General features: G+C 70.9%; 16 protein-coding genes and 1 pseudogene. 8 read left to right on the top strand and 9 right to left on the bottom strand.

Annotated features, from left to right (window positions below; genetic code table 11):
* The first annotated feature begins 290 nt into the window (after positions 1 to 290).
* A complete protein-coding gene (locus QSJ40_RS09960; RefSeq protein ID WP_006213700.1) occupies positions 291 to 5,192 on the top strand; it encodes an NAD-glutamate dehydrogenase in 4,902 nt (1,633 codons plus the stop codon).
* Between the two features lie 95 nt (positions 5,193 to 5,287).
* Here the strand turns inward: QSJ40_RS09960 and QSJ40_RS09955 are convergent, their stop codons facing one another.
* Positions 5,288 to 5,986 carry a lytic transglycosylase domain-containing protein gene (locus QSJ40_RS09955; protein ID WP_100244620.1) on the bottom strand — a complete coding sequence of 233 codons (699 nt, stop codon included), beginning with the start codon at positions 5,984 to 5,986 and terminating at the stop codon, positions 5,288 to 5,290.
* 75 nt (positions 5,987 to 6,061) lie between these two features.
* Positions 6,062 to 8,131 carry a BCCT family transporter gene (locus tag QSJ40_RS09950; RefSeq protein WP_285730657.1) on the bottom strand — a complete coding sequence of 690 codons (2,070 nt, stop codon included), beginning with the start codon at positions 8,129 to 8,131 and terminating at the stop codon, positions 6,062 to 6,064.
* A 110-nt stretch (positions 8,132 to 8,241) separates the two neighbouring features.
* On the opposite strand from QSJ40_RS09950, the gene QSJ40_RS09945 reads away from it, so the two are divergent.
* Entirely contained in the window at positions 8,242 to 8,742 is a 501-nt protein-coding gene (locus tag QSJ40_RS09945) for a DUF456 domain-containing protein (RefSeq protein ID WP_024289278.1), read from the top strand.
* 69 nt (positions 8,743 to 8,811) lie between these two features.
* Here QSJ40_RS09945 and QSJ40_RS09940 read toward each other — a convergent pair whose 3' ends face one another.
* The 4 genes from QSJ40_RS09940 to moaA form a co-directional block, all read right to left on the bottom strand.
* Positions 8,812 to 10,161 (bottom strand): molybdopterin molybdotransferase MoeA, encoded by a 1,350-nt coding sequence (locus tag QSJ40_RS09940; RefSeq protein ID WP_285730653.1) that lies wholly within the window; start codon positions 10,159 to 10,161, stop codon positions 8,812 to 8,814.
* Between the two features lie 7 nt (positions 10,162 to 10,168).
* Complete coding sequence (locus QSJ40_RS09935) at positions 10,169 to 10,993, bottom strand: NTP transferase domain-containing protein (protein WP_285730651.1); 825 nt, start codon at positions 10,991 to 10,993, stop codon at positions 10,169 to 10,171.
* A gap of 1 nt (position 10,994) precedes the next feature.
* Positions 10,995 to 11,285 (bottom strand): MoaD/ThiS family protein, encoded by a 291-nt coding sequence (locus tag QSJ40_RS09930; RefSeq protein ID WP_006213692.1) that lies wholly within the window; start codon positions 11,283 to 11,285, stop codon positions 10,995 to 10,997.
* A 72-nt stretch (positions 11,286 to 11,357) separates the two neighbouring features.
* Positions 11,358 to 12,479: a GTP 3',8-cyclase MoaA gene (gene moaA, locus QSJ40_RS09925; RefSeq protein WP_285730649.1), complete on the bottom strand. Its 1,122-nt coding sequence runs from the start codon at positions 12,477 to 12,479 to the stop codon at positions 11,358 to 11,360.
* Between the two features lie 247 nt (positions 12,480 to 12,726).
* Here moaA and QSJ40_RS09920 point away from each other — a divergent pair, with 247 nt between their 5' ends.
* Positions 12,727 to 14,031: a molybdopterin molybdotransferase MoeA gene (locus QSJ40_RS09920; protein WP_285730647.1), complete on the top strand. Its 1,305-nt coding sequence runs from the start codon at positions 12,727 to 12,729 to the stop codon at positions 14,029 to 14,031.
* Positions 14,032 to 14,195: 164 nt separating this feature from the next.
* On the opposite strand, the gene QSJ40_RS09915 is transcribed toward QSJ40_RS09920, so the two are convergent.
* A complete protein-coding gene (locus QSJ40_RS09915) occupies positions 14,196 to 14,555 on the bottom strand; it encodes a universal stress protein (protein ID WP_006213687.1) in 360 nt (119 codons plus the stop codon).
* 546 nt (positions 14,556 to 15,101) lie between these two features.
* Between QSJ40_RS09915 and QSJ40_RS12820 the strand changes: the two are divergent.
* Positions 15,102 to 15,713 (top strand): annotated as a pseudogene (locus QSJ40_RS12820) (lipase family protein); the annotation flags it as partial.
* A gap of 23 nt (positions 15,714 to 15,736) precedes the next feature.
* Here QSJ40_RS12820 and QSJ40_RS09910 read toward each other — a convergent pair.
* Both QSJ40_RS09910 and QSJ40_RS09905 read right to left on the bottom strand, forming a co-directional pair.
* The gene (locus QSJ40_RS09910) at positions 15,737 to 16,495 is read right to left on the bottom strand and encodes an HAAS signaling domain-containing protein (RefSeq protein WP_006213686.1); all 759 of its coding nucleotides are present in this window, start codon (positions 16,493 to 16,495) and stop codon (positions 15,737 to 15,739) included.
* 26 nt (positions 16,496 to 16,521) lie between these two features.
* Positions 16,522 to 16,887, bottom strand: a complete 366-nt coding sequence (locus QSJ40_RS09905; RefSeq protein WP_006213685.1) for a PadR family transcriptional regulator — start codon at positions 16,885 to 16,887, stop codon at positions 16,522 to 16,524.
* 129 nt (positions 16,888 to 17,016) lie between these two features.
* Here QSJ40_RS09905 and QSJ40_RS09900 point away from each other — a divergent pair, with 129 nt between their 5' ends.
* From QSJ40_RS09900 to narJ, 4 genes are all read left to right on the top strand, one after another.
* The gene (locus tag QSJ40_RS09900) at positions 17,017 to 17,448 is read left to right on the top strand and encodes a hypothetical protein (RefSeq protein ID WP_006213684.1); all 432 of its coding nucleotides are present in this window, start codon (positions 17,017 to 17,019) and stop codon (positions 17,446 to 17,448) included.
* Positions 17,449 to 17,742: 294 nt separating this feature from the next.
* Positions 17,743 to 21,480 carry a nitrate reductase subunit alpha gene (locus tag QSJ40_RS09895; protein ID WP_285730641.1) on the top strand — a complete coding sequence of 1,246 codons (3,738 nt, stop codon included), beginning with the start codon at positions 17,743 to 17,745 and terminating at the stop codon, positions 21,478 to 21,480.
* Positions 21,480 to 23,162, top strand: a complete 1,683-nt coding sequence (gene narH, locus QSJ40_RS09890) for a nitrate reductase subunit beta (protein ID WP_204782647.1) — start codon at positions 21,480 to 21,482, stop codon at positions 23,160 to 23,162. Before QSJ40_RS09895 ends, narH begins: the two co-directional genes overlap by 1 nt.
* Positions 23,159 to 23,986 (top strand): nitrate reductase molybdenum cofactor assembly chaperone, encoded by an 828-nt coding sequence (narJ, locus tag QSJ40_RS09885; RefSeq protein ID WP_006213679.1) that lies wholly within the window; start codon positions 23,159 to 23,161, stop codon positions 23,984 to 23,986. The genes narH and narJ overlap by 4 nt, the downstream gene beginning before the upstream one ends.
* Positions 23,987 to 23,990: the final 4 nt, after the last annotated feature.

Here is a 23,990-nt window from a genome sequence, read left to right as displayed (position 1 = left end):
CCCCTGAGCTTGAGGTGGCCCCCGGGCGAGGCGCTGGGGTCCGTCGGATGACCTGCGCGTGAACTGCCTCAGATGCATGAAATGTGTCGTGACCAGCGGCGATGCTCCGTCGATCGGGCTCGGCGGGCCGTCATCGGGGTGGGCCGCAGGCCGCGCTGCGGGCGTCGGCGGCGCGCGGACTCGAGCGCCGTCGTGTCCCTGTCACGGCTGCTGTCCCCCGGCTACAGTGGCCGAATCGGCCGCCAGAAGCGGATGACCAGCTCACGACTTCACAAAGGTGTGATTCCCCAGTGGCAGAGTCCCAGGACCGTCCCGACCCCTCGACCGCAGACGCGCAGGACTCCGGAGGGCGGCGGCATCCGCGGCCGGGCTCCGAGCCCTGGATGCGGACCTACTACGCCGGCGCTCCGGCACAGGATCTCGACAGGCGCGGCGAGGACGTGCTCGCGGCCCGTGCCCAGCGCCACCGCGAGCTCGCCCAGCACCGCGAGCGCGGCGAGGTCCTGATCACCACCCTGGACGAGGGCTCGCGCACGGTCGTGCTGATCGTCGCCGACGACGTTCCCTACCTGGTCTCCACGCTCAACGCCCGGATCGCCGGTGACTGGGGCGGCGCGCGCCTGGTGGTGCACCCCATCCTGCGGGCCACCCGCGACGACGACGGCGAGCTGCGCTCCGTCGACGAGCTCGAGGACGTCCGTGCTATCTCCAGCGGCGACACGCAGACCATCCCGATCGTGGGGGCCCTCGGCGAGACGTCCGCGGCGGAGTCCTGGATACAGGTCGAGCTGGCCGAGCACCTGGACGAGTCCCAGGCGCAGGAGCTCATCGAGGGCCTGCGCCCCGCACTGCGCACGGTCGCGCAGATCGATGCGGATCACGACGACATGGTCCGCTGGGTCGGCAGCGTCAACGACTCCCTGAGCCCCATGCGCTCGCAGCTCGACGACGTCGAGCCGGCCCAGGAGTTCCTGACCTGGCTGCTCGACGGGCGCTTCGTGCTCATGGGCGTCAAGGAGTACGACCTCCGCGAGGACGACGAGGGCCTGTACCTGTCCTCCGTGGAGGGCAGCGGCCTGGGCATCCTCACAGAGACGGAGGAGAAGTCCGGACGTCCGCGACGCCTGACGGTCCAGGCCGCCGAGCACGCGCGCGATCGCCAGGCGATGTTCGTGACCAAGGCGAACACCCGTTCGGGACTGCACCGCAACGACTACCTCGACTACATCGGCGTGCGCCGCTTCGACGCGGACGGCCAGGTCGACGGCGAGTACCTGATCCTGGGCCTGTTCGCCCGCAAGGCGTACTCGACTTCGGCCCGCAACACCCCGTGGGTGCGGGACAAGGTCCGTGCCGTGGCCGAGTCCTTCGGCTTCCGCCCCGACTCCCATTCGGAGCGCGACCTGCAGTCCGTGCTCGAGGAGTACCCGCGCGACGAGCTGCTGCACATGTCCGTGGAGGAGGCCGTGCGGGCCGCCCGCGGGGTCGTCGAGCTCGACGAGCGACGCGTGACCCGCCTGTTCTGCCGCACGGACCTCTTCGGGCGCTTCGTCTCGGCTGTCGTCTACCTGCCGCGCGATCGCTACAACACCGAGGTCCGCGAGCGGATCTCGGAGATCCTCACCGAGGCCTACGGCGCGGTGGACGTCGACTTCGACGTCTCGCTGTCGACCTCCTCGCTGGCCCGGCTCTTCTTCCGGCTGCGCCTGCCGCAGGACACCCCGCCGCCGGTGGATCACGAGGACCTGCAGCTGAAGGTGCGCAAGGCCGCCCGCTCGTGGCCCGAGGCGCTGTCCATGGAGATCGAGGAGCTCTTCGACTCCGAGCGCGCCCGGGAATACGTGCAGCGCTGGGCGGAGGCGTTCCCCGCGGACTACCGAGCCCACTACGAGATCGACGAGGCCATCGAGGACCTGCGCCGCTGCGAGATGCTGTGGGGCCGTGACGAGGCGCTGCCCGCCGAGGTGCGCGTGGCGCCGTCCACGGCCGAGGGCGAGCCCGTGCGCGTCAACGTCTACCTGACCCGCAGCCTCACGCTGACCGAGATGCTGCCCATGGAGCAGAACCTCGGGCTCACGGTGCTGGACCAGAAGCCGTACCAGATCCGCACCGGCGACGGCCGCGAGTTCCAGCTCTACGACTTCGGCGTCGAGCTGCCTGACGGCGTGGATGCCGTGGGCCCCGACGACGCTCGCACCGAGGACCTCATCGAGGAGATCCTCTGCGCCGTGATCTCCGGTCGCTCGGAGTCGGACTCCCTGGACCGGCTCGTGCTCGCCGAGCGCATGCACTGGCGCTCGATCGCCGTGCTGCGCGCCTACGTGAAGTACCTGCTGCAGCTGCGCGTCCCGCACTCCTTCGAGTTCATGTCGGACACGCTGCTGGCCCAGCCGCAGGTCACCCGGGGGATCGTCGAGCTGTTCGAGACCTCGTTCGACCCGCAGCGCTTCGCCGGCGAGGACGGGCAGCCGGACGACGAGGCCCGCGAAGCCGCCCGCGCCGAGGTGCTCGAGAAGCTCGAGGCCGCCCTGGACGAGGTCCCCTCTCTGGATGCCGACCGCTTCCTGCGCACCCTCGTGGAGGTCGTCTGCGCCACCGCGCGCACGAACGCCTACCAGCAGGACCGGCCCGCGATCGCGCTGAAGCTCGAGCCGCGGCGCATCTCCGCGGCACCGCTGCCGCGTCCGCGCCACGAGATCTGGGTGTGGTCGCCGCGCGTGGAGGGCACGCACCTGCGCTTCGGCCCGGTCTCGCGCGGCGGGCTGCGCTGGTCCGATCGCCGCGAGGACTTCCGCACCGAGGTCCTGGGCCTGGTCAAGGCGCAGATGGTCAAGAACTCCGTGATCATCCCCGACGGTGCCAAGGGCGGTTTCTTCCCCAAGCAGCTGCCGGATCCGGCGCAGGATCGCGGGGCCTGGGGCGAGGCCGGCAAGGACGCCTACAAGGAGTTCATCGGCTCGCTGCTGGACGTGACCGACAACCTGGTCCCGCAGGAGGACGGCGAGGACCGTGTGGTTGTCCCGGAGGCCGTGGTGCGCCGCGACGGAGACGACTCGTACCTGGTGGTCGCCGCGGACAAGGGCACTGCCAAGTTCTCGGACACCGCCAACGCCATCAGCCTGGAGCGCGGCTTCTGGCTCGGCGACGCCTTCGCCTCCGGCGGCTCGGTGGGCTACGACCACAAGGCCATGGGCATCACCGCCCGCGGTGCGTGGGAGTCGGTCAAGCGCCACTTCTTCGAGCTCGGCCACGACACCCAGACCCAGGACTTCACGGTCGTGGGCGTGGGCGACATGTCCGGCGACGTCTTCGGCAACGGCATGCTGCTCTCCGAGCACATCAAGCTCGTGGCCGCGTTCGACCACCGCGACATCTTCCTGGACCCGGATCCGGATCCTGCGGCCTCCTTCGCCGAGCGCAAGCGGGTCTTCGAGATGGGGCCGTCGTCGTGGAAGGACTACGACGCCTCCCTGATCTCCGACGGCGGCGGCGTCCACTCGCGGTCGTCCAAGTCGATCCCGGTCTCCGAGCGGGTCCGCGAGGTCCTGGGCCTGCCGGAGGGCACCACGGAGATGGCCCCGCCGGAGCTGATGCGCGCGATCCTCAAGGCGCCCGTGGACCTGTTCTACAACGGCGGCATCGGCACGTACTTCAAGGCCTCGACCGAGACCAATGCCGATGTGGGCGACAAGGCCAACGACGCGATCCGAGTCAACGGCGCCGACGTCCGCGTGCGGGTCATCGGCGAGGGCGGCAACCTGGGCGCGACCCAGCTGGGCCGCATCGAGGCCGCTCAGAACGGCGTGCTGATCAACACGGACGCGATCGACAACTCCGGCGGTGTGGAGTCCTCCGACCGCGAGGTCAACATCAAGATCCTCGTGGACCGCATGGTCGCGGCGGGGGAGCTCCCCCAGGACGAGCGCGCCGGGTTCATCGAGTCCATGACCGAGGAGCTGGCCTCGCTCGTGCTGCGCACCAACGTGGCGCAGAACATCACGCTGAGCGTCGACCGCTGGAAGGCCGATGACTATGCGCTGACCTACGCGCGGTTCATGGACTGGCTCGAGGAGAACGCGGACCTGGACCGCGAGATCGAGTACCTGCCCACGGATGAGCAGCTCGAGGCCCGTGCCGAGGACCCCGAGATCGACGAGCCGCTGACCGCCCCGGAGCTGTCGGTGCTCACGGCCTACGCCAAGATCCAGCTCTCCGGCGAGCTGATCCGCTCGGACCTGGCCGAGGACCCCTGGACGGCGCGGATCGTGCAGCGCTACTTCCCGGAGGCTATGGGCGAGCGCTTCGGCGAGGATCTGCAGACGCACCCGCTGCGCCGCGAGATCGTGGGCACCCTGGTGGCCAACCAGATGATCAACATGGGCGGGGCCACCTTCGCCTACCGTGCGCTCGAGCAGACCTCGTGCGAGCCCGGCGAGCTGGCCGCTGCCTTCCTGGCGGCGGTCGAGATCTTCGAGCTCGACCCCCTGCTGCAGCAACTGGCGGAGCTGCCGGCCGATGTCTCGACCGAGCAGTGGATCCAGATGATCCAGGACGTCCGACGCCTGCTGGACCGCGCCGTGCGCTGGCTCATCAGCCGCGGCCTGTCCCAGCAGCCGGTCGAGCAGGTGGTCGAGGCCTTCGCCCAGATCCCCGAGGTCCGTCGGGAGGGGCTCACCTTCCTGGGAGCCGAGGACGCCGAGGCCGCGCAGCGCCGCGAACAGCTGGCGCTCGAGCAGGGCATCTCGGAGGAGCTCGCGCAGACCTGGTCGCGCCTGCTGGACTCCTACTCGCTGCTGGACATCGTGCGTCTCGCGGAGTCCGAGGGCGAGGATCAGGACCTCGAGCTCGTGGGGCAGCTGTACTTCGCCCTGCACGAGCGCTTCGGCATCCAGACGATGCTGACCCGGATCTCGGGCCTGCCGCAGACCACCCGCTGGGAGGTCCTGGCGCGCATGTCCATGCGCGAGGACGTGTACTCGACGCTGACGTCCATGACCGCCATGGCGCTGCGCGCCGACGGCGAGACGGCCGAGCAGAAGGTCGAGGCCTGGATCGAGGAGAACCGGCAGTCCCTGGAGCGCGTGGGACGCACCCTCCAGGAGATCGAGTCGAGCTCCGGAGGCGATGCCGCCACGGACATGGCGGCCCTGTCGGTGGCCCTGCGCTCCATGCGCTCGCTGATCAGCGCCTGATCACCGGGATCGCCCCCTGCTCGCGACGGCGCCCGCTCCCCTCGAGGGAGCGGGCGCCGTCGTCGTGCGCGGGGTTCCTGTTGGGGAGGCGTGGTTCAGGACTCCTCGGAGCAGACCCCGGCGTAGCGGGTCTCGGAGAGCTCGGTGATCTGATCGACGTAGTTCTGCGTCTCCTGGTACTCCGGGATGCCGCCCTCCTCGAGGACCACCGTGGGCCCGGCGTTGTAGGCGGCCAGGACGAGATCGGTCTCCTCCTGCTCGTCGGCGGGATCGAGCTCCGCGACCATCTCGCGCAGATCGCGCAGGTAGTAGCCCTGCGCGCGGATCGAGGCCTCCGGATCCGTGGCCTCGCCCTCGCCGTAGAGCTCCCAGGTCTCGGGCATGAACTGCGCCAGGCCCTGGGCGCCCACGGGGCTCTCGGCCTCCGGGTCCCAGCGGCTCTCCACGTCCAGCTGCGCGGCCACGAGCTCGGGCGGCAGGGCCGAGACCTCGGCGGCATGGGCGACGTCGTCGGCCCACTCGCGGGGGATGGCTCCGCCGTGATCCGAGCAGCTGGGGTCGCTGTTGTGCGAGATCGTGCCGACGGTGCCGATGATCAGCAGGCCGAGGGCGCCCCAGACGGGCCAGGCGCGCAGCACCGCACCCGAACGGGTCGCGCTCGAACGGCCGGGGGCCGATCCGCCCGCAGCCCGGCTGCCTTCGCGCGGCTTGGGGCGCGGGGGCGCTTTGCGCCGGGCGGCGGAGGCGGAGCGGCGTGAGCTCTTGGCGGGGGTGCGCTTGTCGGAAGACGGCATCGCCTCGAGCCTAGGGCACGAGCTGAGGCCGTCGACATGGTCGATGTCGACGGCCTCCGCCGGTGGTGCGGATGATCAGGCCCGCGGCGGGCTGTCCCTGCCCTCGGATCCCGCGGAGCGGGTGCCGTCGGGGTCGTCCCAGGCGCTGTCCCACGGCCCGCCCGGACGCGAGCCCGGGATGCCGAGGGACTGCGAGCGGATCACGATGCCGTCCTCAGGGTCCGTGGAGCTCGCCCTGCGCGGCGTGCCGTCGGCGTTCACGGCCGGGATCTCGCCGGTGTCGGGCGTGGTCGTGGCCAGGGCCACCGGCTCGTCGGAGTCCAGCGGGACCTGGGCGACCGTGTCGACGAGCACCTGTCGGGCGTATTCGGTGCGCAGGACCAGAGGATCGCTGGCCAGGTCCCGGTACAGAGCCAGGCACAGGATCAGCATGACGATCATGAAGGGCAGCGACGAGACGATCGTGATGTTCTTCAGGCCGTTGAGCGCCTCGGAGGGATCCGAGCCGCCTGCCAGCAGCATGACCGCGGCGACGGCGCCGGTGGCCACGCCCCAGAAGATGATGCCGCCCTTGGAGGGCTCCTCCGCGCCGTTCTCGGACAGCCCGCCCATGACGATCGAGGCGGAGTCCGCGCCGGTCACGAAGAAGATGCCGATCAGGATGACAGTCAGCACGATCAGCACGCCGGTCATGATCGGGTTCAGCGGGAGGGCGTTGAGCAGGTCGAACAGGATGGCGTCGAAGTTGATGTCCGGTCCCTCCGTGGTCTGCTGGGCCAGCATGGAGCCGGTGTCGCCGGCGGACTCGGCGCGCTGCTGCAGGCCGATGCCCGCGCCGCCGAAGATCGCGAACCAGATGGTCGAGACGCCCGAGGGGACGACGAGCACGCCGGCGATGAACTGGCGCACGGAGCGACCGCGCGAGATGCGGGCGATGAACAGGCCCACGAAGGGGGCCCATGAGACCCACCAGGCCCAGTAGAAGATCGTCCACGAGGACAGCCAGGAGGCCATGTCCTCGCCGCCGACGGAGTTCGTGCGCGAGGCCATCTCCGGCAGCTCCTGCACGAAGTCGCCGATGGCGTTGGGGATGATGTCCAGGATGAACAGGGTCGGCCCGGCCACGAACACGATCAGCGCGATGATCACGGCCAGGACCATGTTGGAGTTCGACAGGAACTGGATGCCGCGCTCGATGCCGGACACGGCCGAGGCCACGAAGCAGATGGTCAGGACGGTGATGATGCCGACCAGGATCGGGGTGGTGACGGTCTCCATCATCCCGGCGGAGCTGATGCCGCCGCCGATCTGCAGGGCGCCCAGGCCGAGGGAGCAGGCCGAGCCGAAGAGCGTGGCCAGGATCGCGAGGATGTTGATGATCCGCCCGCCCACGCCGTTGACGAAGCGGCGGCCGAAGACCGAGGTGAACATGGCTGAGAACAGCTGCGAGCGGCCCAGGCGGAACGTCCCGTAGGCCATGCCCAGGCCGACGACCGCGTACATGGCCCAGGGGTAGAGGGTCCAGTGGAACAGGGTCGTGCCCATGGCGGTGCGCATGGCTTCGGTGGTCGAGGGATCAGCCGTCTCGGGCGGCGGCGCCATGTAGAACCACAGCGGCTCGCCCACGCCGTAGAAGACCAGGCCGATGCCCATGCCGGTGGCGAACATCATGGAGATCCACGACCACGTGGAGAACTGCGGCTTCTCGCCGTCGCGTCCCAGGGGGATCTTCCCGAACTTGGAGAACGCCAGGAAGATCACGAAGACGACGAAGACGGTGGCGGCGATGACGTAGAGCCAGCCGAAGTCCGTGATGGTCCCGGCCAGGAGGTGATCGGCCACCGCCCCCAGGCCCGAGGGATTGATGAGGCCCCACGCCACGAAGACCACGGCAAGAACGGCTGCGCAGCCGAAGACGACCTTGTCGAGGCCCCTGCGGGTCTCGGGCTGAGCGCGGGTCAGGGAGTCGCGCAGCGAGTCGAGCAGGTGATGCTGGCGATCGAACGAGGTGTCGGTCTCCGTTGCCGGCGACGGGGGATCAGCTCGGACGGCTGGTGATCCACGTCCTGTCCGGAGGCGCTCGAGGGCTCTCCGGGCGGCGTCGAGCCGGGGGTTGTGCTGCTCATGATGAGCCTTTCCTTGCATAAGGGATGCCCTGGTGGGAATCCGCCAGTGCTCTTGCATGCTAGCAAGGGTGCATCTTCCGGCTTGTGGAGCGGAGGCCGACGGGCATTCGGGCAGGCACAATGGGCCTCATGCTCCCCGAGATCATCGCGACCGTCGTCGCCGTCCTCCTGCTGGCCATCGGCTGCATCGGCATCGTGGTGCCGGTCCTGCCCGGATCGATCACGGTCGTGATCGGCCTGGTGATCTGGGCTGTCGTCGTGCGCTCGCCGGAGGGATGGGTGGCCCTGGCCCTGGGCGTCCCGCTGGCGATCGCGGGGATGTCGGCCTCCCTGGCGCTGACCGGCGCTCGGCTCAAGAAGCGGCAGATCCCCAACAGCTCGGTGCTCTACGGGGTGATCGGTGCGGTCATCGGCCTGTTCGTGATCCCCGTGGTGGGACTGTTCATCGGCTTCGCGGTGGGCCTGCTGCTCTCGGAGACCTACCGGCAGCGGGACCTGAACGCCGCGCTGGAGTCCAGCTGGGTCGCGCTCAAGGCCATGGGCCTCGGCATCGTGATCGAGCTGGGGTGCGCGCTGGCGGCCTCTGCGGTCTTCGTGATCTGCGCGATCACGTACTTCGTCACGGCCTGACGGACCAGCCTGCTCGGTCGGCCGACTGGACCCTTACGGTCCGGCCGGCCGACCGGTGCTCCCGCCGCCTCAGAGCCAGGGAAGCGGCAGCGCCTGGACGGGCTCGCCTGGCCGCACGCCGTCGGCGGGGATCAGCAGCAGCACGTTGGCCTGCGAGAAGCCGCGCAGCTGGTCGGAGCCCGCGCGTGACAGCGCCACCGCGCTGGGCAGCTCGGTGCCCTGGGCGTCAGCGCCTTCGCTCAGGTCGGTGATCGTGGTCCCGGAGACGGCGGCGCCGGCCACGAAGGCCAGTCCCGGTGCCAGTCGATCCGTCTTGGAGGCCGGCAGCTCGCGGGTCAGGCGCACCGTGGTCAGCGGCGGGATGACGTTGCCGCCGAGCCCGGCCAGCAGCGGCGCCCCCAGCAGCATCAGGGTGGTCATGGCCGCCAGCGGGTTGCCGGGAAGGCCCAGGACGAACGGGCCGTCCTCCGGCATGCGGGCAAGCAGCGCTGGGTGGCCCGGGCGCAGGCCCAGCTCGTCGATGAGCAGATGCGCGCCGCTGTCCTCCAGCGACGGGCGCAGATGATCCGCGGTCGAGCGGCCCGTGCCGCCCGTGGTGATGATCAGCTGCGCGCGGGAGTCCAGCACGGACTCCGCGCCCACCGCGGAGCCGGTGAGCCGCTCGAGCATCTGCTCGCGGTCATCGCCCACGCGGTGCACGGCATCCACCTGACCGCCCAGGAGGTGGACGAACTGCGGCAGCTGCGGGCCGAAGGCGTCCCGGACCCGTCCCGGCTCCGGGACGCCGTCCTCGTCGACTTCGTCGCCGGTCAGCAGCAGGGTCACTCGCGGGCGCCGCAGCAGCGGGAGCATGTCCAGGCCCGTGGTGGCCGCGAAGGCCACGTGCCCCGGGGTCAGCCGCGTCCCGGCGCGGATCAGCAGCTCTCCGGTCTCGGCTTCGCGGCCTGCCCGGCGCAGGTTCTGTCCCTCCTCGGGGGCGCCCTCCGGTGCCTCGGGGCTCAGGCGCAGCGAGTCGCCGTCCTCGAGGCCCCATTCCGAGCGCAGCACCGCGCTCGTGCTGAACGGGACCAGTCCGCCCGTGACGATCGGTGCGGCCTCGCCGACGGCCAGCGATCGCGGGGGCTTGAGCTGCGGCTCCTCGGTGCGGGCCCAGGCCACGCGCTGGTCGATCTGCTCGTACTCGCCGCGGTTGATCCGCCAGGGGCCCGGTCCGTTCACTGCCCAGCCGTCCATGGCCGAGGAGGTGTAGTGGGGCACCGGACGCTCGGCGCGCAGGTCCTCGGCCAGGGTCTCGCCCACCGTCTCCCCGAGCGGGAGCCAGTGCGGCGGCAGCGCCGCAGCGGCGTCGAAGGCCGCCTGGCGGGCCTGTGCCCAGTCGGGGCTGCGAAGGGTGCGGGGGGTCTGCGGCTGATCGCTCATGGTCTCCTCAGTCCTGAACGGGCACGAGCCCGAATCTCTTCACATCGTCCCATGTGTCGACGTCATCGGTCAGTCCCCTGACGCCCGTTTGCCGGTCCCACAGCGGCCCGAGGACTCGACGCACCGAGCGGTCGACGACGGGCTGGTCGACCAGCTGCCGACCCAGCACCGCGCTGCGGTAGACGGCGGCCAGCGGCTGGAGGATGCCGCGGTCCGTCAGCACGATCCCGCGCGGGGCCTCGAGGGGCGCTGTGCCGGTGCGGTCCGAGTCGGTGGCCTCCGAGGCGGGGGAGGCCGCTCGGCTCGTGCCCCGTGCCTCGATCTCGGCGATCAGGGCCCGAGCGGCGTCGGCGACCCGGGGCATGTCGCAGGCCAGGGTGAGGGTCCACTGCTCGTCGGGGTCGACGGCGGGGTCCGCAGCGCCGGACGCGGCGGGATCGTCGCCCCCTTCAGGTTCGGAGGGCTCGGCGGAGGCGCAGGCCCCGGAGGGCTCGGCCAGCCCCAGGGCGAGTGCGCCAGCGGCCAGGGCGGCGGCGGGACCGGAGAACGGCGGGTCCTCTCGGGTGCGCAGCACGCCGTCCGGCAGGGGAAGGCCCTCCGGGCCCACGACGGCGATCCGATGCGCCGGAAGGCCGAGTCCGATCAGGGCCTCGACGGTGCCGCGCACAAGAACGGGAGCGCCGTCGCGATCCGGGCGCATCAGCGCCTTGGGCGATCCGCCCAGGCGAGAGGACCGGCCACCGGCGACCACGATCGCGCTCAGCGCCGCGCGGGAGCTGCGGGTGGGCGTCGGCGCGGGCACCGGGACCGGCAGCTTCGGCAGCGGGGCCACCTCAGCCCCCGGCGAAGGGCGGCAGGACGTCCAGGGCGGAGCCGTCGGGGATCTCGGTCTCGGGCTCGGGGCAGGCCTGGCCGTCGAGCAGGAACGAGCAGCGCTCGAGCACCTCGGCCAGGGGCTGCTCGCCGGCAGGGGCCGTGGGATGGGCCGCGATCAGCGCGTTCTCCACTGCACCCCGGGTGACTCGGCCGTCGCCGTCTCGGGGCAGGGCCTCGAAGTCCAGCTCCTGCGAGTCCTGGCCCACCGAGGCCTTGGCCGCGGCGTAGTAGTTGATCGTCAGCGACATGTCGCACCTTCCTCGCGATCTCCGGCATCACGGTACGCGGCCCGCGCGCACGCGGGCGTCACGACCAGGATCTCATCCGCCGATCGCGGACATGGAGCGGACGGGCTGCACGAAGCCGTCGTCGCCCAACCCGGTGCGATCCATGCCGTGCGCCGCGGGCTTGATCCACATGGCTGCCCGCCAGCGCTCGGCGATCAGCTCGTCCGCCCGCTCCTGCGGCAGCGCGCCCTGCTCGGTCTGACCGCGCAGCAGGTCGCGCAGGCCGAACTCCTCGTGGGAGAACAGGCACGAGCGGATCTCACCCTCGGCCGTCAGGCGGGTGCGCCGGCAGTCGCCGCAGAAGGGCTCGGTCACGGAGGCGATGATCCCCACGGTGCCCAGCGGCTCGTCCGCCAGCTCGGCATCCAGCGCGCGGACGTCCCACAGCTCTGCCGGGGCGCCGGCGCGAGGGACGGGGCGCGGGTCCAAGCGGAAGCGCCGGCTCAGCAGCTGCCGGATCTCCGCGGCCGTCACCATGCCGCGGCGCGTCCAGGTGTGGTCCTCGTCCAGGGGCATCTGCTCGATGAAGCGCAGCTGCAGCCCCTGCTCGAGGGTCCAGGCCAGCAGGTCGGCGGCGCCGTCGTCGTTGATCCCGCGCAGCAGCACGGAGTTGATCTTCACGGGCTTTAGCCCGACCTCCTGAGCGGCCCGGATGCCGGCCAGCACCTGCGGGAGCCGGTCGCGGCGGGCCAGACGGGCGAAGGTCGCCCGGTCCAGGGTGTCCAGCGAGACGTTCAGCCGCGTGAGCCCGGCTGCCCGGAGCCCGGCGGCGCGGCGGTCCAGCCCGATCGCGTTCGTGGTCAGGGAGATCGGCAGCTCGGGGTGCTCGCGGTGCACTCCGGCGATGATCTCCTCGAGATCCGGGCGGATCAGGGGCTCGCCGCCGGTCAGTCGCAGCTCCACGATGCCCAGGCGCTGCACGCCGATGCGCACCAGGCGCTGGATCTCGGCGGCGGTGAGCAGCTCGGACGACGGACGCCAATCCATCCCCTCGGCGGGCATGCAGTAGGTGCAGCGCAGGTTGCACTTGTCGGTCAGGGAGATGCGCAGATCGGCGGCCCGGCGCCCGAAGGAGTCCACGAGCCCCAGTGCCGGATCCGCAGGCGAGGGCTCCAGACGCGTGCGCAGACCCGGCATCCCGAGAGCGGTGGGCATGGGGGTCACCTCGTTCCCTTTCCGGCTGTGCTCCAGCCGGTGATGGTCGTCCGTCTCAGGCTATCGGCGCGGGTGCGGCGCCGGGCAGCGGTCGCACGGACTTGCTTTGTGCGGCATCACACACCTGCCTGCTCGGGCGCCTTCCGCGGTGCAGCGGTCCCGCCCGCAGGCAGGATCAGCCACGATAGACAGCACACGATCCAGAAGCCTTGACACGGCTCAAGCCGACTCGGGAGGGGTGGCCGACATGGCAGGGCACGGCGGCAGGCACGGGCACGGGCACCGATCGCGCGGCGTGGACGAGCACATCGCCGCGATCCAGGGCGTCATCGAGCGCAGCCGGTGGTCAGACCGGGCGACGGAGGAGGTCGCGCTGGAGGATGCCGCCGGTCGGGTGCTGGCCGAGGAGCTGACGGCCCCGATCCCGCTGCCGAGATTCGACGACTCCCAGATGGACGGCTACGCCGTGCGCGCAGCGGACACGCACAGCGACGGCGGCCAAGACGACAGCGCCCAGAAGGAGAGCGGCCAGCGCGGAGGCGCTGACCCTGGGCTCGTCGAGCTGCTCGTGGCCGCCACCGGAGCCGCCGGGCACGAGCCTGCGCCGCTGGCTCCCGGCACGGCCGCCCCCGTCATGACCGGAGCGCCGATCCCGTCCGGTGCGGATGCCGTCGTGCCGGTCGAGGAGGCGGCACCGTCGCAGTTCCTGGCCGAGGGCGCGACGGTGCGGGTGCCGTCCGGGCAGCCGAGCGGGCGCTTCGTGCGCCCCGCAGGCTCGGACGTCGCCCGGGGCGGATCCGTGCTGCCTCCCGGGATGATCCTGAGCCCCGTGGCCATCGGCGCGATCGCGGCCCTGGGGCTGCAGCGGGTGCGCGTGCGGCCCAGGCTCCGCGTCGGGATCCTGACCACCGGCGACGAGGTCGTCGAGCCGGGGCAGCAGCCCTCGGCAGCCCAGGTGCACAACGCCAATGCCGCCCTGCTGTGCGCTCAGCTGGTGCGGCTGGGGTGCCGGGTCACGGCCGTGCGGCACGTGATCGACGACGACGAGCAGCTGCGCACCCTGCTGAGCTCCTCGGACTTCGAGGCCCCCGACGTCTGGGTGAGCTCCGGCGGGATCTCCGAGGGCGCCTTCGAGGTCGTGCGCCGGGTGCTCAGCGCCGAGCCCGACAGCGAGTTCCTGCACGTGGCCATGCAGCCCGGCGGGCCGCAGGGCCTGGCCATGATCGAGGGCACCGCGGTCGTGTGCCTGCCCGGCAACCCGGTGTCCACCTGGGTCTCCGCGGAGGCGCTGCTGCGCCCAGCGCTCGCGGCGGCCGGGGCCGGACCCGAAGCTCCGCGCGCGATCACCGCCGAGTGCGCCGAGGACCTCGAGCGGCTGCCCGGGCGGACGAGGATCATCCGCGCCCGGTGGGACGGGCACAGGGCGCACCGGCTGGGCGGATACAGCTCGCACCTGCTGGCTTCAGCGGCCGCTGCGGACGCGCTGATCGTCCTGGAGCCCGGCGAGGGGTCGGTGCCCGCCGGTGAGCCCGTGGAGGTCCGTCTGCTCTGAAAGCCCTCGGACGCGGCCGCTCGCAGCCGTGCGGAGTCTGCTGTGCAGGCCTTCCTGCGGTGAAGGGCGGCAGAGCGGGCCCCTCACGGGGCCGGCAGCCCCGTGACGCAGAAGAGCCCGGCGACTCGCGGTGGGCGAGGTGCCGGGCTCTGGAGCGGAAGGTCTCAGCGGCGCTCGGGCTTGACGGCGAGCACCGGGCAGGCGGCCTCGAGCAGGATCTGCTGCGCGGCGCTGCCCAGCAGCAGCTTGCCCATGGGGCTGCGGTGGCGGATGCCCACGACGATCAGGGAGGCGTCTGCCGCCTCGGCGGCATCGAGGAGGTCGCCCACGGCGTCGCGGCCGCGGGCCTCCGGGTGCTGATGGGTGACCTTGACGCCTTGCAGCTGCTGGGCCTCGGTGTCGGAGTCGTCCCCACCGAGGTGGAAGATCACGGCGTCTTCCGAGCGACGGGCGGCCTCGGCCAGCCCGGAGTCCAGGGCGGCCTGGCCCTCGGCGGTGCCGGCGCGGGCGATCACGATGGTCATGGGTCCTCCTGGGGCGGGGTCTGGGGGCGCGCTGTGGCAGCGCAGAGCCTATGGTACATATCACATCCGACGCGCCGCGCCGAGGTGGCGGCACCATGGATGCACTTCTGTATCGAACGTGACGGGCTGATCATCGTCGCACGTCGCGGGCGGTATGGGTGCGGGATGCGCTCCGGCCACCAGCTGCATCCGCACCAGCATCGAGGTCCCCATGAAGCTCCGCGCGTCCCTGCTCAGCGTCACCGCGGCCCTGGCCGCCCTCTCCCTGGGCCTCGGCGGCCTGGCCCCCGCGGCGGCGGCGCCCGGGTCGTCGTCGAGCGCCTCCGATCCCGCTGCTGAGGCCGTCCCGGAGACCGCGCCCCGGCCCCGGCTGCAGCCCGGGCGGTCTCGGCCGCCGACAGTGCGACCGATCAGCCGCTGGGCGCGTTCTATGCCGCACCCTCGCAGCTGCCCCAGGCGCCGGCGAGCCGGCTCAAGCACGAATCCTCGCCCTTCTGCCTCGGCCCGGCCCGGGCGGTGCAGCTGGGTGAGGCGCAGTCCCGGATCATGTACACCACGACCGACTCGGGCGGCGCGATCGTCCCGGTGACCGGCACCTTCCTGGAGTCGGGCTCGCCGTGGCGGGGCCCAGGGGATCGTCCGTTGATCACCTATGCGGTGGGCACGCAGGGCCCGCACACGTACATGGACCGCCTGGACCAGGGTCACGCCGTGCTCGATGCCGCCCGCGCCGTGCGCGATGCCGGCCTTGGCGGGACCAGTGCGCAGACTCCGGTGGGGATCGTGGGCTACTCCCAGAGCGGCGGGGCCGCAGCCTCAGCCGGCGAGCTGGCTGGCTCCTGCGCGCCAGATCTCCGGGTGCAGGCCGTCGCGGCCGGCGCCCCGCCCGCCGATCTGAGCCAGGTCGCGGCGAAGATCGACAACGGGCTCTACAACGGCTTCCTCATGTACACGCTCAGCGGGCTGGTCGAGTCCGAGGGCATCTCGCCGGCGTCGTTCCTGAACCCCCGCGGTGTCCAGCTCTACACCGAGACGATCGGCGAGTGCACGACCTCGGCGATCGCGCCGACGGCCCTGGTCCGGACGAGCAGTCTGACGGCCAGCGGGCGCTCCGTGACCGAGCTGAGCCGCGCCGAGCCGTTCCTGTCGATCCTCGAGCGGCAGCGCCTCGGAGCCGCCGCTCAGGCGACGATCCAGGCCAGCGCCCCCAGCGCGACGAAGGCGATCGGGAAGATCCAGGCGATCAGCACCGCGCCTCGACGAGCCGGCGGTCGCGCGCCGTCCGGAGCGCGCAGGGGAGAGGTGACACGGTCGTCGTCGCCGGAGAGCTCGCGCATCTCCAGGGCCGAGAGCACGCACAGGACGAGGAGGACGCCCACGGAGACGGGGGCTGCCGGGATGCCGTCGACCACGGGCTCCAGCGGCAGGAGTCCGGCCAGGGCGCGCAGCGCGCCCAGCAGGAAGAGCCCGGCGAAGAAGGCGAGGCCGAGCCGCGTCCTGCGCAGCAGCGGCCCGAGCAGGACGGGCAGTGCCGCCACTCCGGCGGCGAGCAGTCCCAGGCAGATCAGCTCAGCCACGTTGAAGGACAGCGCCTCGCCGCGGGCCCACCGGTTGGTCGCGTCATTGCCCGTGAGGAAGACGACGAGGGCCGCCAGGGAGATCAGGGTGACGCGCAGGACCCCGGTGTCTCGCGCGGGCTCGTCGGCGTCGCCGACCTCCTGCGCGTACTCCCGGGCGTCGCCGAAGGCCTCCTCCGGGTCGGTGCGCGTCTCGATGCAGTGCGACTCGACCTCGGCCAGGTGGTCGCCGATCCGCGCGCCGGGGACATCGCGAAGGCGCAGCTCGAGGACGAAGTCGTCGCACCAGCGGCGGTGCAGCCGCACGAACGGGCGCTGCCAGACGTCGTGGTCATCGGCCAGGGACTCGGGTGCTGTGCTCATGGTGATCTCCTGAAGAAGGGTGGAGTTCAGGGACGCGACGGAGCGCTGTCGAGCTTCAGGTGGGCGTCGACGGCTGCGGCGAAGTCGCCCCAGGCGCTGCGGGCGTCGGCCAGCTCGGCCCGGCCGGTCTCGGTGAGGCGGAAGTACTTGCGACCGGGGCCGCCCTCGCCGGTGCGCCATTCGATCGTCACGAGCTCGCGGGCCTCCAGGCGGGCGAGCAGGGGGTAGAGGGTGCCGCCCTTGATCTCGCCCAGTCCGGCTTCGGCCAGGCGGGCGATGATCGCGTAGCCGTAGGCGGGGCCGTCGGCCAGGCACTGGAGGACGCACGGCTGCAGCACGCCGCGCAGCCATTCGCTGCGCCGTGCCGCTGAGGCGTCTGGTGTCGAGCTCATGGCTAGATAGTCACACAGACTAGTTGGTCTGTCTATCTACTTCGACAAGGAGGGGTGAGTTCAGGTGCCCCGGAGGGCCCGCCCCTAGACTGGCCGGGTCCGTCACCGGCCCCCAGGAGATCTCCCAGCATGAAGTCCGCCGTCATCGCCCCCGCCCTGCTCGCGATCGCCGCAGTGATCCAGGCGCTGGGGATGCATCAGTACCACCAGGACGCGATCACGGTCACCGGGCAGCTGTTCTTCACCCTCTTCCTCATGGGCCTGGCCGTCTTCTACGGGCTGCGCGGGCGCGCCGAGCGGTTCTCGACCGTCCGGCTGGGGCTTCTGGTCCTGTCGGTGCTCGCGCTGGTGCTCGCGCTCGTGGGCTGGGGGATGGCGCTGTTCTGGTTCTACCCGTCGGTGTGGATGTTCTACGGGACCTTCCTGGTCCTGCTGATCACGGCCGTCGTCGCCGTGGCGTCGAACCCCTCGGCGCGCCAGCGCGAGCGCGAGCTCGAGGAGCAGGAGGAGGCCGAGGCTGATCCGGACGCGTCGGCCGATGCGGAGGCGGGCGCTCGCTGACTCCCCCGCCGACCTCCGGTCGGTTCGTGGCATCTTCCGGAAATCGCTTGCCTTCTCTGGGGGTATTCGAGAAGAAATGACGGAAGCGAATTCAGGAACGCCGCTGTAGTGTAATTCCCATAAGGGTGGCCTTGCTGCCTCGAGGGCTCTGGATCCGCGTCATCACGCCTGTGCCAGATATGGATCCGGATTTCCTTGACGGAGATCAAGCGGTCTTCCGGATCCGTTTCTGCAATTCCGGCAACTGCCGGAAATCATTCCTCAGCGACTCGGCCTCGTCGATAGCCTCGAGCCATGAGCACGAATACGACTTCCGGAGCGCATACTGCCCACGCCGCAGGCGTCGACGGCCCCGCCAGCCAGGCGCTGCTGAAGACCGGCCGCTTCTTCACCCGTCGCGAGCAGACCGCGGACGGCCGCGCCGAGTTCCGGGAGGGCGGCCGCGCGAGCGACTCCTTCTACCGGAACCGCTGGAGCCACGACAAGGTCGTGCGCTCCACCCACGGCGTGAACTGCACGGGGTCGTGCTCGTGGAAGGTCTACGTCAAGGACGGGATCATCACGTGGGAGGCCCAGGAGACGGACTACCCGTCGGTCGGCCCGGACAGCCCCGAGTACGAGCCGCGCGGGTGCCCCCGCGGCGCCGCCTTCTCCTGGTACACGTACTCGCCCACCCGCGTGCGCTACCCGTACGTGCGCGGCGTGCTGCTCGAGATGTACCGCGAGGCCCGTGCGGCCCACGGCGGCGACGCCGTGGCGGCCTGGGCCTCGATCGTGGACGACCCGGCCAAGCGCCGGGAGTTCCAGCAGGCCCGCGGCAAGGGCGGTCTGGTGCGCGCGTCCTGGCAGGAGGCCCTCGAGATGACGGCCGCGGCGCACGTTCACACGATCGGCGCCTACGGCCCGGACCGCTGCGTGGGCTTCTCGCCGATCCCGGCCATGTCCATGGTCTCCCACGCCGCCGGCGCCCGGTTCATCAACCTCATCGGCGGCGTGATGAACAGCTTCTACGACTGGTACGCGGACCTGCCCGTGGCCTCGCCGCAGGTCTTCGGCGACCAGACGGATGTCCCGGAGTCCGGGGACTGGTGGGATGCCACCTACCTCATGATGTGGGGCTCCAACATCCCCGTGACCCGCACCCCGGACGCCCACTGGGTCGCGGAGGTGCGCTACCGCGGCACCAAGGTCGTCTCGGTCTCCCCGGACTACGCGGACAGCACCAAGTTCGCCGACGAGTGGCTGCCCGCCCAGCCCGGCTCGGACGCCGCGCTGGCCATGAGCATGGGCCAGGTCATCCTCACGGAGCACTTCGCGCATAAGCGGACCCCGTTCTTCGAGGACTACGTCAAGCAGTTCACGGACCTCCCGTTCCTGGTCACCCTGGTCACCGACGAGAACGGGCAGACCGTCCCGGGCAAGTTCGTCACCGCCGAGGACCTCGGCTCGGATCAGGCGGATCCCGCGTTCAAGACCGTGATGCTCGAGCGCGCCACGGGCGAGGCCTTCATCCCCAAGGGCTCCATGGGCTTCCGCTACAACGCCCAGGACGAGGGCGACTGGAACCTGGACCTAGAGGGCCACGACCCGGCGCTGTCGATCATGGACCTGGGCGACTGGGACGGGGCGGCTTCGGAGATCGCGCTGTCAGCCTTCGTCGATGACACCGGCGAGGGCTCCGTGGTCCGCCGCGGCGTGCCCGTCCGCACGGTGGCGGGTCGGACGGTCACCACGGTCTTCGACCTGATGCTCGCCCAGTACGCGGTCGGGCGCGACGGCCTGCCGGGCCAGTGGTCCGCCGGCTACGACGACGCCGAGACCGCCTACACCCCGGCATGGCAGGAGGCCATTTCCTCCGTCCCGTCCGAGGCCGCGATCCGCGTGGCCCGCGAGTTCGCCGCCAACGCCGAGCGCTCCGGCGGGCGGTCCATGATCATCCTGGGCGGCGGGCTGTGCCAGTGGTACCACGGCGATGTCACCTACCGCGCGATCCTGGCCATGCTCATGCTGTGCGGCTGCCAGGGCCGCAACGGCGGCGGCTGGGCGCACTACGTCGGGCAGGAGAAGGCCCGTCCCATCACCGGGTGGGCCACCATGGCCTCCGCCAGCGACTGGTCGCGCCCGCCGCGGTTCATGATCGGCACCGCGTTCTGGTACATGCACACCGACCAGTTCCGCCAGGACGGCCACTCCTCGGCGCACCTGCAGTCCCCGCTGGCCAAGGGCCACCTCGACGGCATGCACACCGCGGACGTCGTGGCCCAGTCCACGCGCCTGGGCTGGATGCCGTTCTACCCGCAGTTCACGCAGAACCCGCTCGACGTCGCCGACGCCGCAGCGGCTGCCGTCGAGCGCGGGGAGGCCGAATCGGAGGGCCAGTGGGTCGCCGATCAGGCCAAGGCAGGCAAGCTGCAGTTCGCGGTCGAGGACCCGGACGCGGAGGCGAACTGGGCGCGCACGCTCGTGCTGTGGCGCTCGAACCTGCTGGGCTCCTCCGCCAAGGGCGAGGAGTACTTCCTCAAGCACCTGCTGGGCACGCAGAACAACGTGCTGGGCCAGGACCACGTGGACCACAAGCCCCGCGATGTCGCCTGGCACGAGAAGGCGCCGGAGGGCAAGCTCGACCTGCTGGTCTCGGCGGACTTCCGCATGACGTCGTCCACGCTGCTCTCGGACGTCGTCTTCCCTGCCGCCACCTGGTACGAGAAGTTCGACCTCTCCTCCACGGACATGCACCCGTACGTCCACGCCTTCAACCCGGCGATCACCCCGCCGTGGGAGGCCAAGACGGATCACGAGCTGTTCCGGCTGCTCTCGGACGAGGTCGCGCGCCTGTCCAAGGGCCGTCTGGACACCCGGCACGACCTGGTGGCCACCGCGATCACCCATGACACCCCGGGGCAGATCAACCAGCCCGGCGGGCACGTTCCCGAGTGGCGCGGCACGGACCTTCCGGCGGTGCCGGGGAAGAACTTCCCCAACCTCAAGGTCGTGGAGCGCGACTACACCGCGATCGGCGACAAGTTCGTGGCGCTCGGCCCGCTGGCGGACAAGCTCGGGCTGACCACCAAGAACATCACCTTCGACGTCAACCACGAGGTCGAGGCGCTGGGGCGCAAGCACGGCGTCTTCGACTCCGGTGCGGCTGAGGGCCGACCCGCGATCGAGACCGACGCCCGCATGGCCGAGGCCATCCTGGCGCTGTCCGGGACCACCAACGGCGAGCTGGCTGTGCAGGGCTTCAAGACCCTCGAGAAGCGCGTGGGCAAGCAGCTGCACGACCTGGCGCTGGGCTCGGAGGAGAAGAAGATCACCTTCGCGGACACCCAGGCAGCCCCGGTGCCGGTCATCACCTCCCCGGAGTGGTCCGGCTCGGAGACGGGCGGACGGCGCTACGCCCCCTTCACGGTGAACATCGAGCGGCTCAAGCCGTTCCACACCCTCACCGGGCGCATGCACTTCTTCCTGGACCACGACTGGATGTCGGACATGGGCGAGAACCTGCCGACCTACCGGCCGCCGCTGAACAGCGCGGCGCTGTTCGGCGAGCCGCGGCTCGGCGAGCGCGGGGACCTCTCGGTGGCCGTGCGCTACCTGACCCCGCACAACAAGTGGTCCATCCACTCCGAGTACCAGGACAACCTGTTCATGCTCTCGCTCTCGCGAGGCGGCACGTCGGTGTGGATGTCGGACGAGGACGCGGCGCTGATCGAGGTCAGGGACAACGACTGGGTCGAGTGCGTGAACACCAATGGCGTGTTCGTGGGGCGGGCGATCGTCACCAGCCGCATGCGCCCCGGAGCGGTCTTCGTCCACCACGCGCAGGAGCGCACGATCGACGTCCCCAAGTCCGAGGCCACCGGCCGCCGCGGCGGCATCCACAACTCGGTCACCCGGATCATGCTCAAGCCCACGCACATGGTGGGTGGCTACGCCCAGCAGTCCTGGGCGTTCAACTACCACGGCCCCACCGGCAACAACCGAGATGTCACCTCGGTCATCCGCAAGCGCTCGCAGGAGGTCCAGTACTGATGCGCATCATGGCTCAGACCGCGATGGTCATGACCCTCGACAAGTGCCTGGGGTGCCACACGTGCTCCGTGACGTGCAAGCAGGCGTGGACCAACCGCGCCGGCACCGAGTACGTCTGGTTCAACAACGTGGAGACCCGCCCCGGGCAGGGCTATCCGCGCCGCTACGAGGACCAGGAGAAGTGGCGCGGCGGCTGGACGCTCAATCGCCGCGGCAACCTGCAGCTCAAGTCGGGCAGCCGCCTGCAGAAGCTCTTCGGCATCTTCGCCTCGCCGGTGCAGCCGCATCTGGACGACTACTACGAGCCCTGGACCTACGACTACGAGAACCTCGTCTCGGCCCCGGCCTCGGATGACTTCCCGGTGGCCAAGCCCAAGTCGCTGATCACCGGCAAGGACACCAAGGTCGAGTGGTCGGCGAACTGGGACGACTCCCTGGGCGGCATCGAGGCCACGGAGTCCCAGGACCCCGTGCTGCAGAAGCTGCGCCGGGACTCGGAGGACCGCATCAAGCTGGACTTCGAGAAGACCTTCATGTTCCACCTGCCGCGGATCTGCGAGCACTGCCTGAACCCGTCCTGCATGGCGGCCTGCCCGTCGGGGGCGATCTACAAGCGCGCCGAGGACGGCATCGTTCTGGTCGATCAGGATCAGTGCCGCGGCTGGCGCCAGTGCATCACCGGCTGCCCCTACAAGAAGATCTACTACAACCACAAGACGGGCAAGGCCGAGAAGTGCACGTTCTGCTATCCCCGCGTGGAGGTCGGCATCCCCACGGTCTGCGCCGAGACCTGCGTGGGTCGCATGCGCTACATCGGCATCTTCCTCTACGACGCCGATCGCGTCACCGAGGCCGCCGCGACCCCGGATGAGAAGGACCTCTACGAGGCCCAGCTCGACCTGATGCTCGACCCGAACGACCCCGAGGTCCAGCGTCAGGCCCGCGCCGACGGCATCCCCGACGACTGGATGGAGGCCGCGCGCAAGTCGCCCGTCTACAAGCTGGCCAAGGAGCTGCGGGTGGCTCTGCCCCTGCACCCCGAGTACCGCACCATGCCGATGGTCTGGTACGTCCCGCCGCTGTCGCCGATCGTGGACCTTCTGTCCACCCAGGGCCACGACGGCCAGGACCTCGACGTCCTGTTCGGGGCGATCGACTCGCTGCGCATCCCGGTGGAGTACCTGGCCGAGCTGTTCACGGCCGGGGACACCGAGATCATCGCGAACGTGCTGCGCAAGCTGGCGGCCATGCGCTCCTACATGCGCGACATCACCCTGGGCGACCAGGCCGATGAGTCGATCGCCCAGGCTGTGGGCATGACCGGCTCGCAGATGTACGAGATGTACCGCCTCATGGCGATCGCCAAGTACTCCGAGCGCTACGTCATCCCCACCGCGCACACCGAGGACGCCCACAACCTCGAGGAGATGGGCTGCTCCCTGGATGGCGACGGCGGCCCGGGCATGGGCCAGATGGGCGGTCTCGGCGAGGCCTCCGGGCGCCCCATGCCGGTGGCGGTCGAGAACTTCGCCACGCTCAAGGCGCGCCAGACCGCTGACTCGCCTGCGGGTGCCTCCGAGATGTCGGGCCGGGTGAACCTCCTGAACTGGGACGGCAACGGGACCCCGTACGGGCTGTTCCCGGAGAGCTCGTCCCCCGGGTCGAAGGGGGAGCCGCGATGAGCCTGCTGGCCAGGATCTTCGGGCTGGGCGGCAAGGGCACCGTCGAGACGGCGCCGTGGCGCGATGCCGACCCCCAGCGCTCCGCAGTAGTGCGCCAGTCGGCAGCACTTCTGCTCGGCTACCCGGACCGGGAGCTGCTCGGGCGGATCCCGCAGATCCGCGCGGCGCTGCAGGAGGTCGGGGTCGACCCGGCGCCCGTGGACCGCCTCGAGCAGTGGATGCTCTCCAAGCCGCTGGCCGAGATCCAGGGCGACTGGGTCCAGGAGTACGACCTCTCGCGCCGGCACAGCCTCCACCTCACGTACTGGACCGACGGCGACACCCGCCGCCGCGGCGAGTCGCTGCTGTCGTTCAAGGAGCTCTACGCCGAGCACGGGTTCCGCATGGACGACTCGGAGCTGCCCGATCACCTCCCCGTGGTCCTGGAGTTCGCAGCGCTCGTGGCTCCCGACGACGGCGCAGAGCTGCTGCAGCGCTACCGGCCCTCGCTGGAGCTGCTGCGCCTGGCGCTGAAGGACGACGGCCTCCCGCACCTGGGGATCGTCGAGCTCGTGTGCACCACGCTGCCCGGAGCCTCCCCGGAGGACCGCGACGCCGTGATGCGCATGGCCGGCTACGGCCCTCCCACCGAGACCGTGGGCCTGCAGCCGTTCGATCCGCGGCTGCTGCCGCTGTCCGACTCCTCGGCCTCGGGGATGACCGGCGGGGCGGCAGGTGCCGTGCCTGTGGATCCGGCGACCCATCCCTCGGCCGCGCACGCCGCTGCCGGCTGCACCCCCACCCACCGACGCGAGGCCGCCGCCTCCACGAGCTCCAGGGACTGAGACC

The sequence above is a fragment of the Kocuria sp. NBRC 114282 genome, assembly GCF_030268385.1.
Lineage (GTDB): Bacteria > Actinomycetota > Actinomycetes > Actinomycetales > Micrococcaceae > Kocuria > Kocuria palustris.
This window is presented reverse-complemented; position numbering and strand designations above follow the sequence as displayed.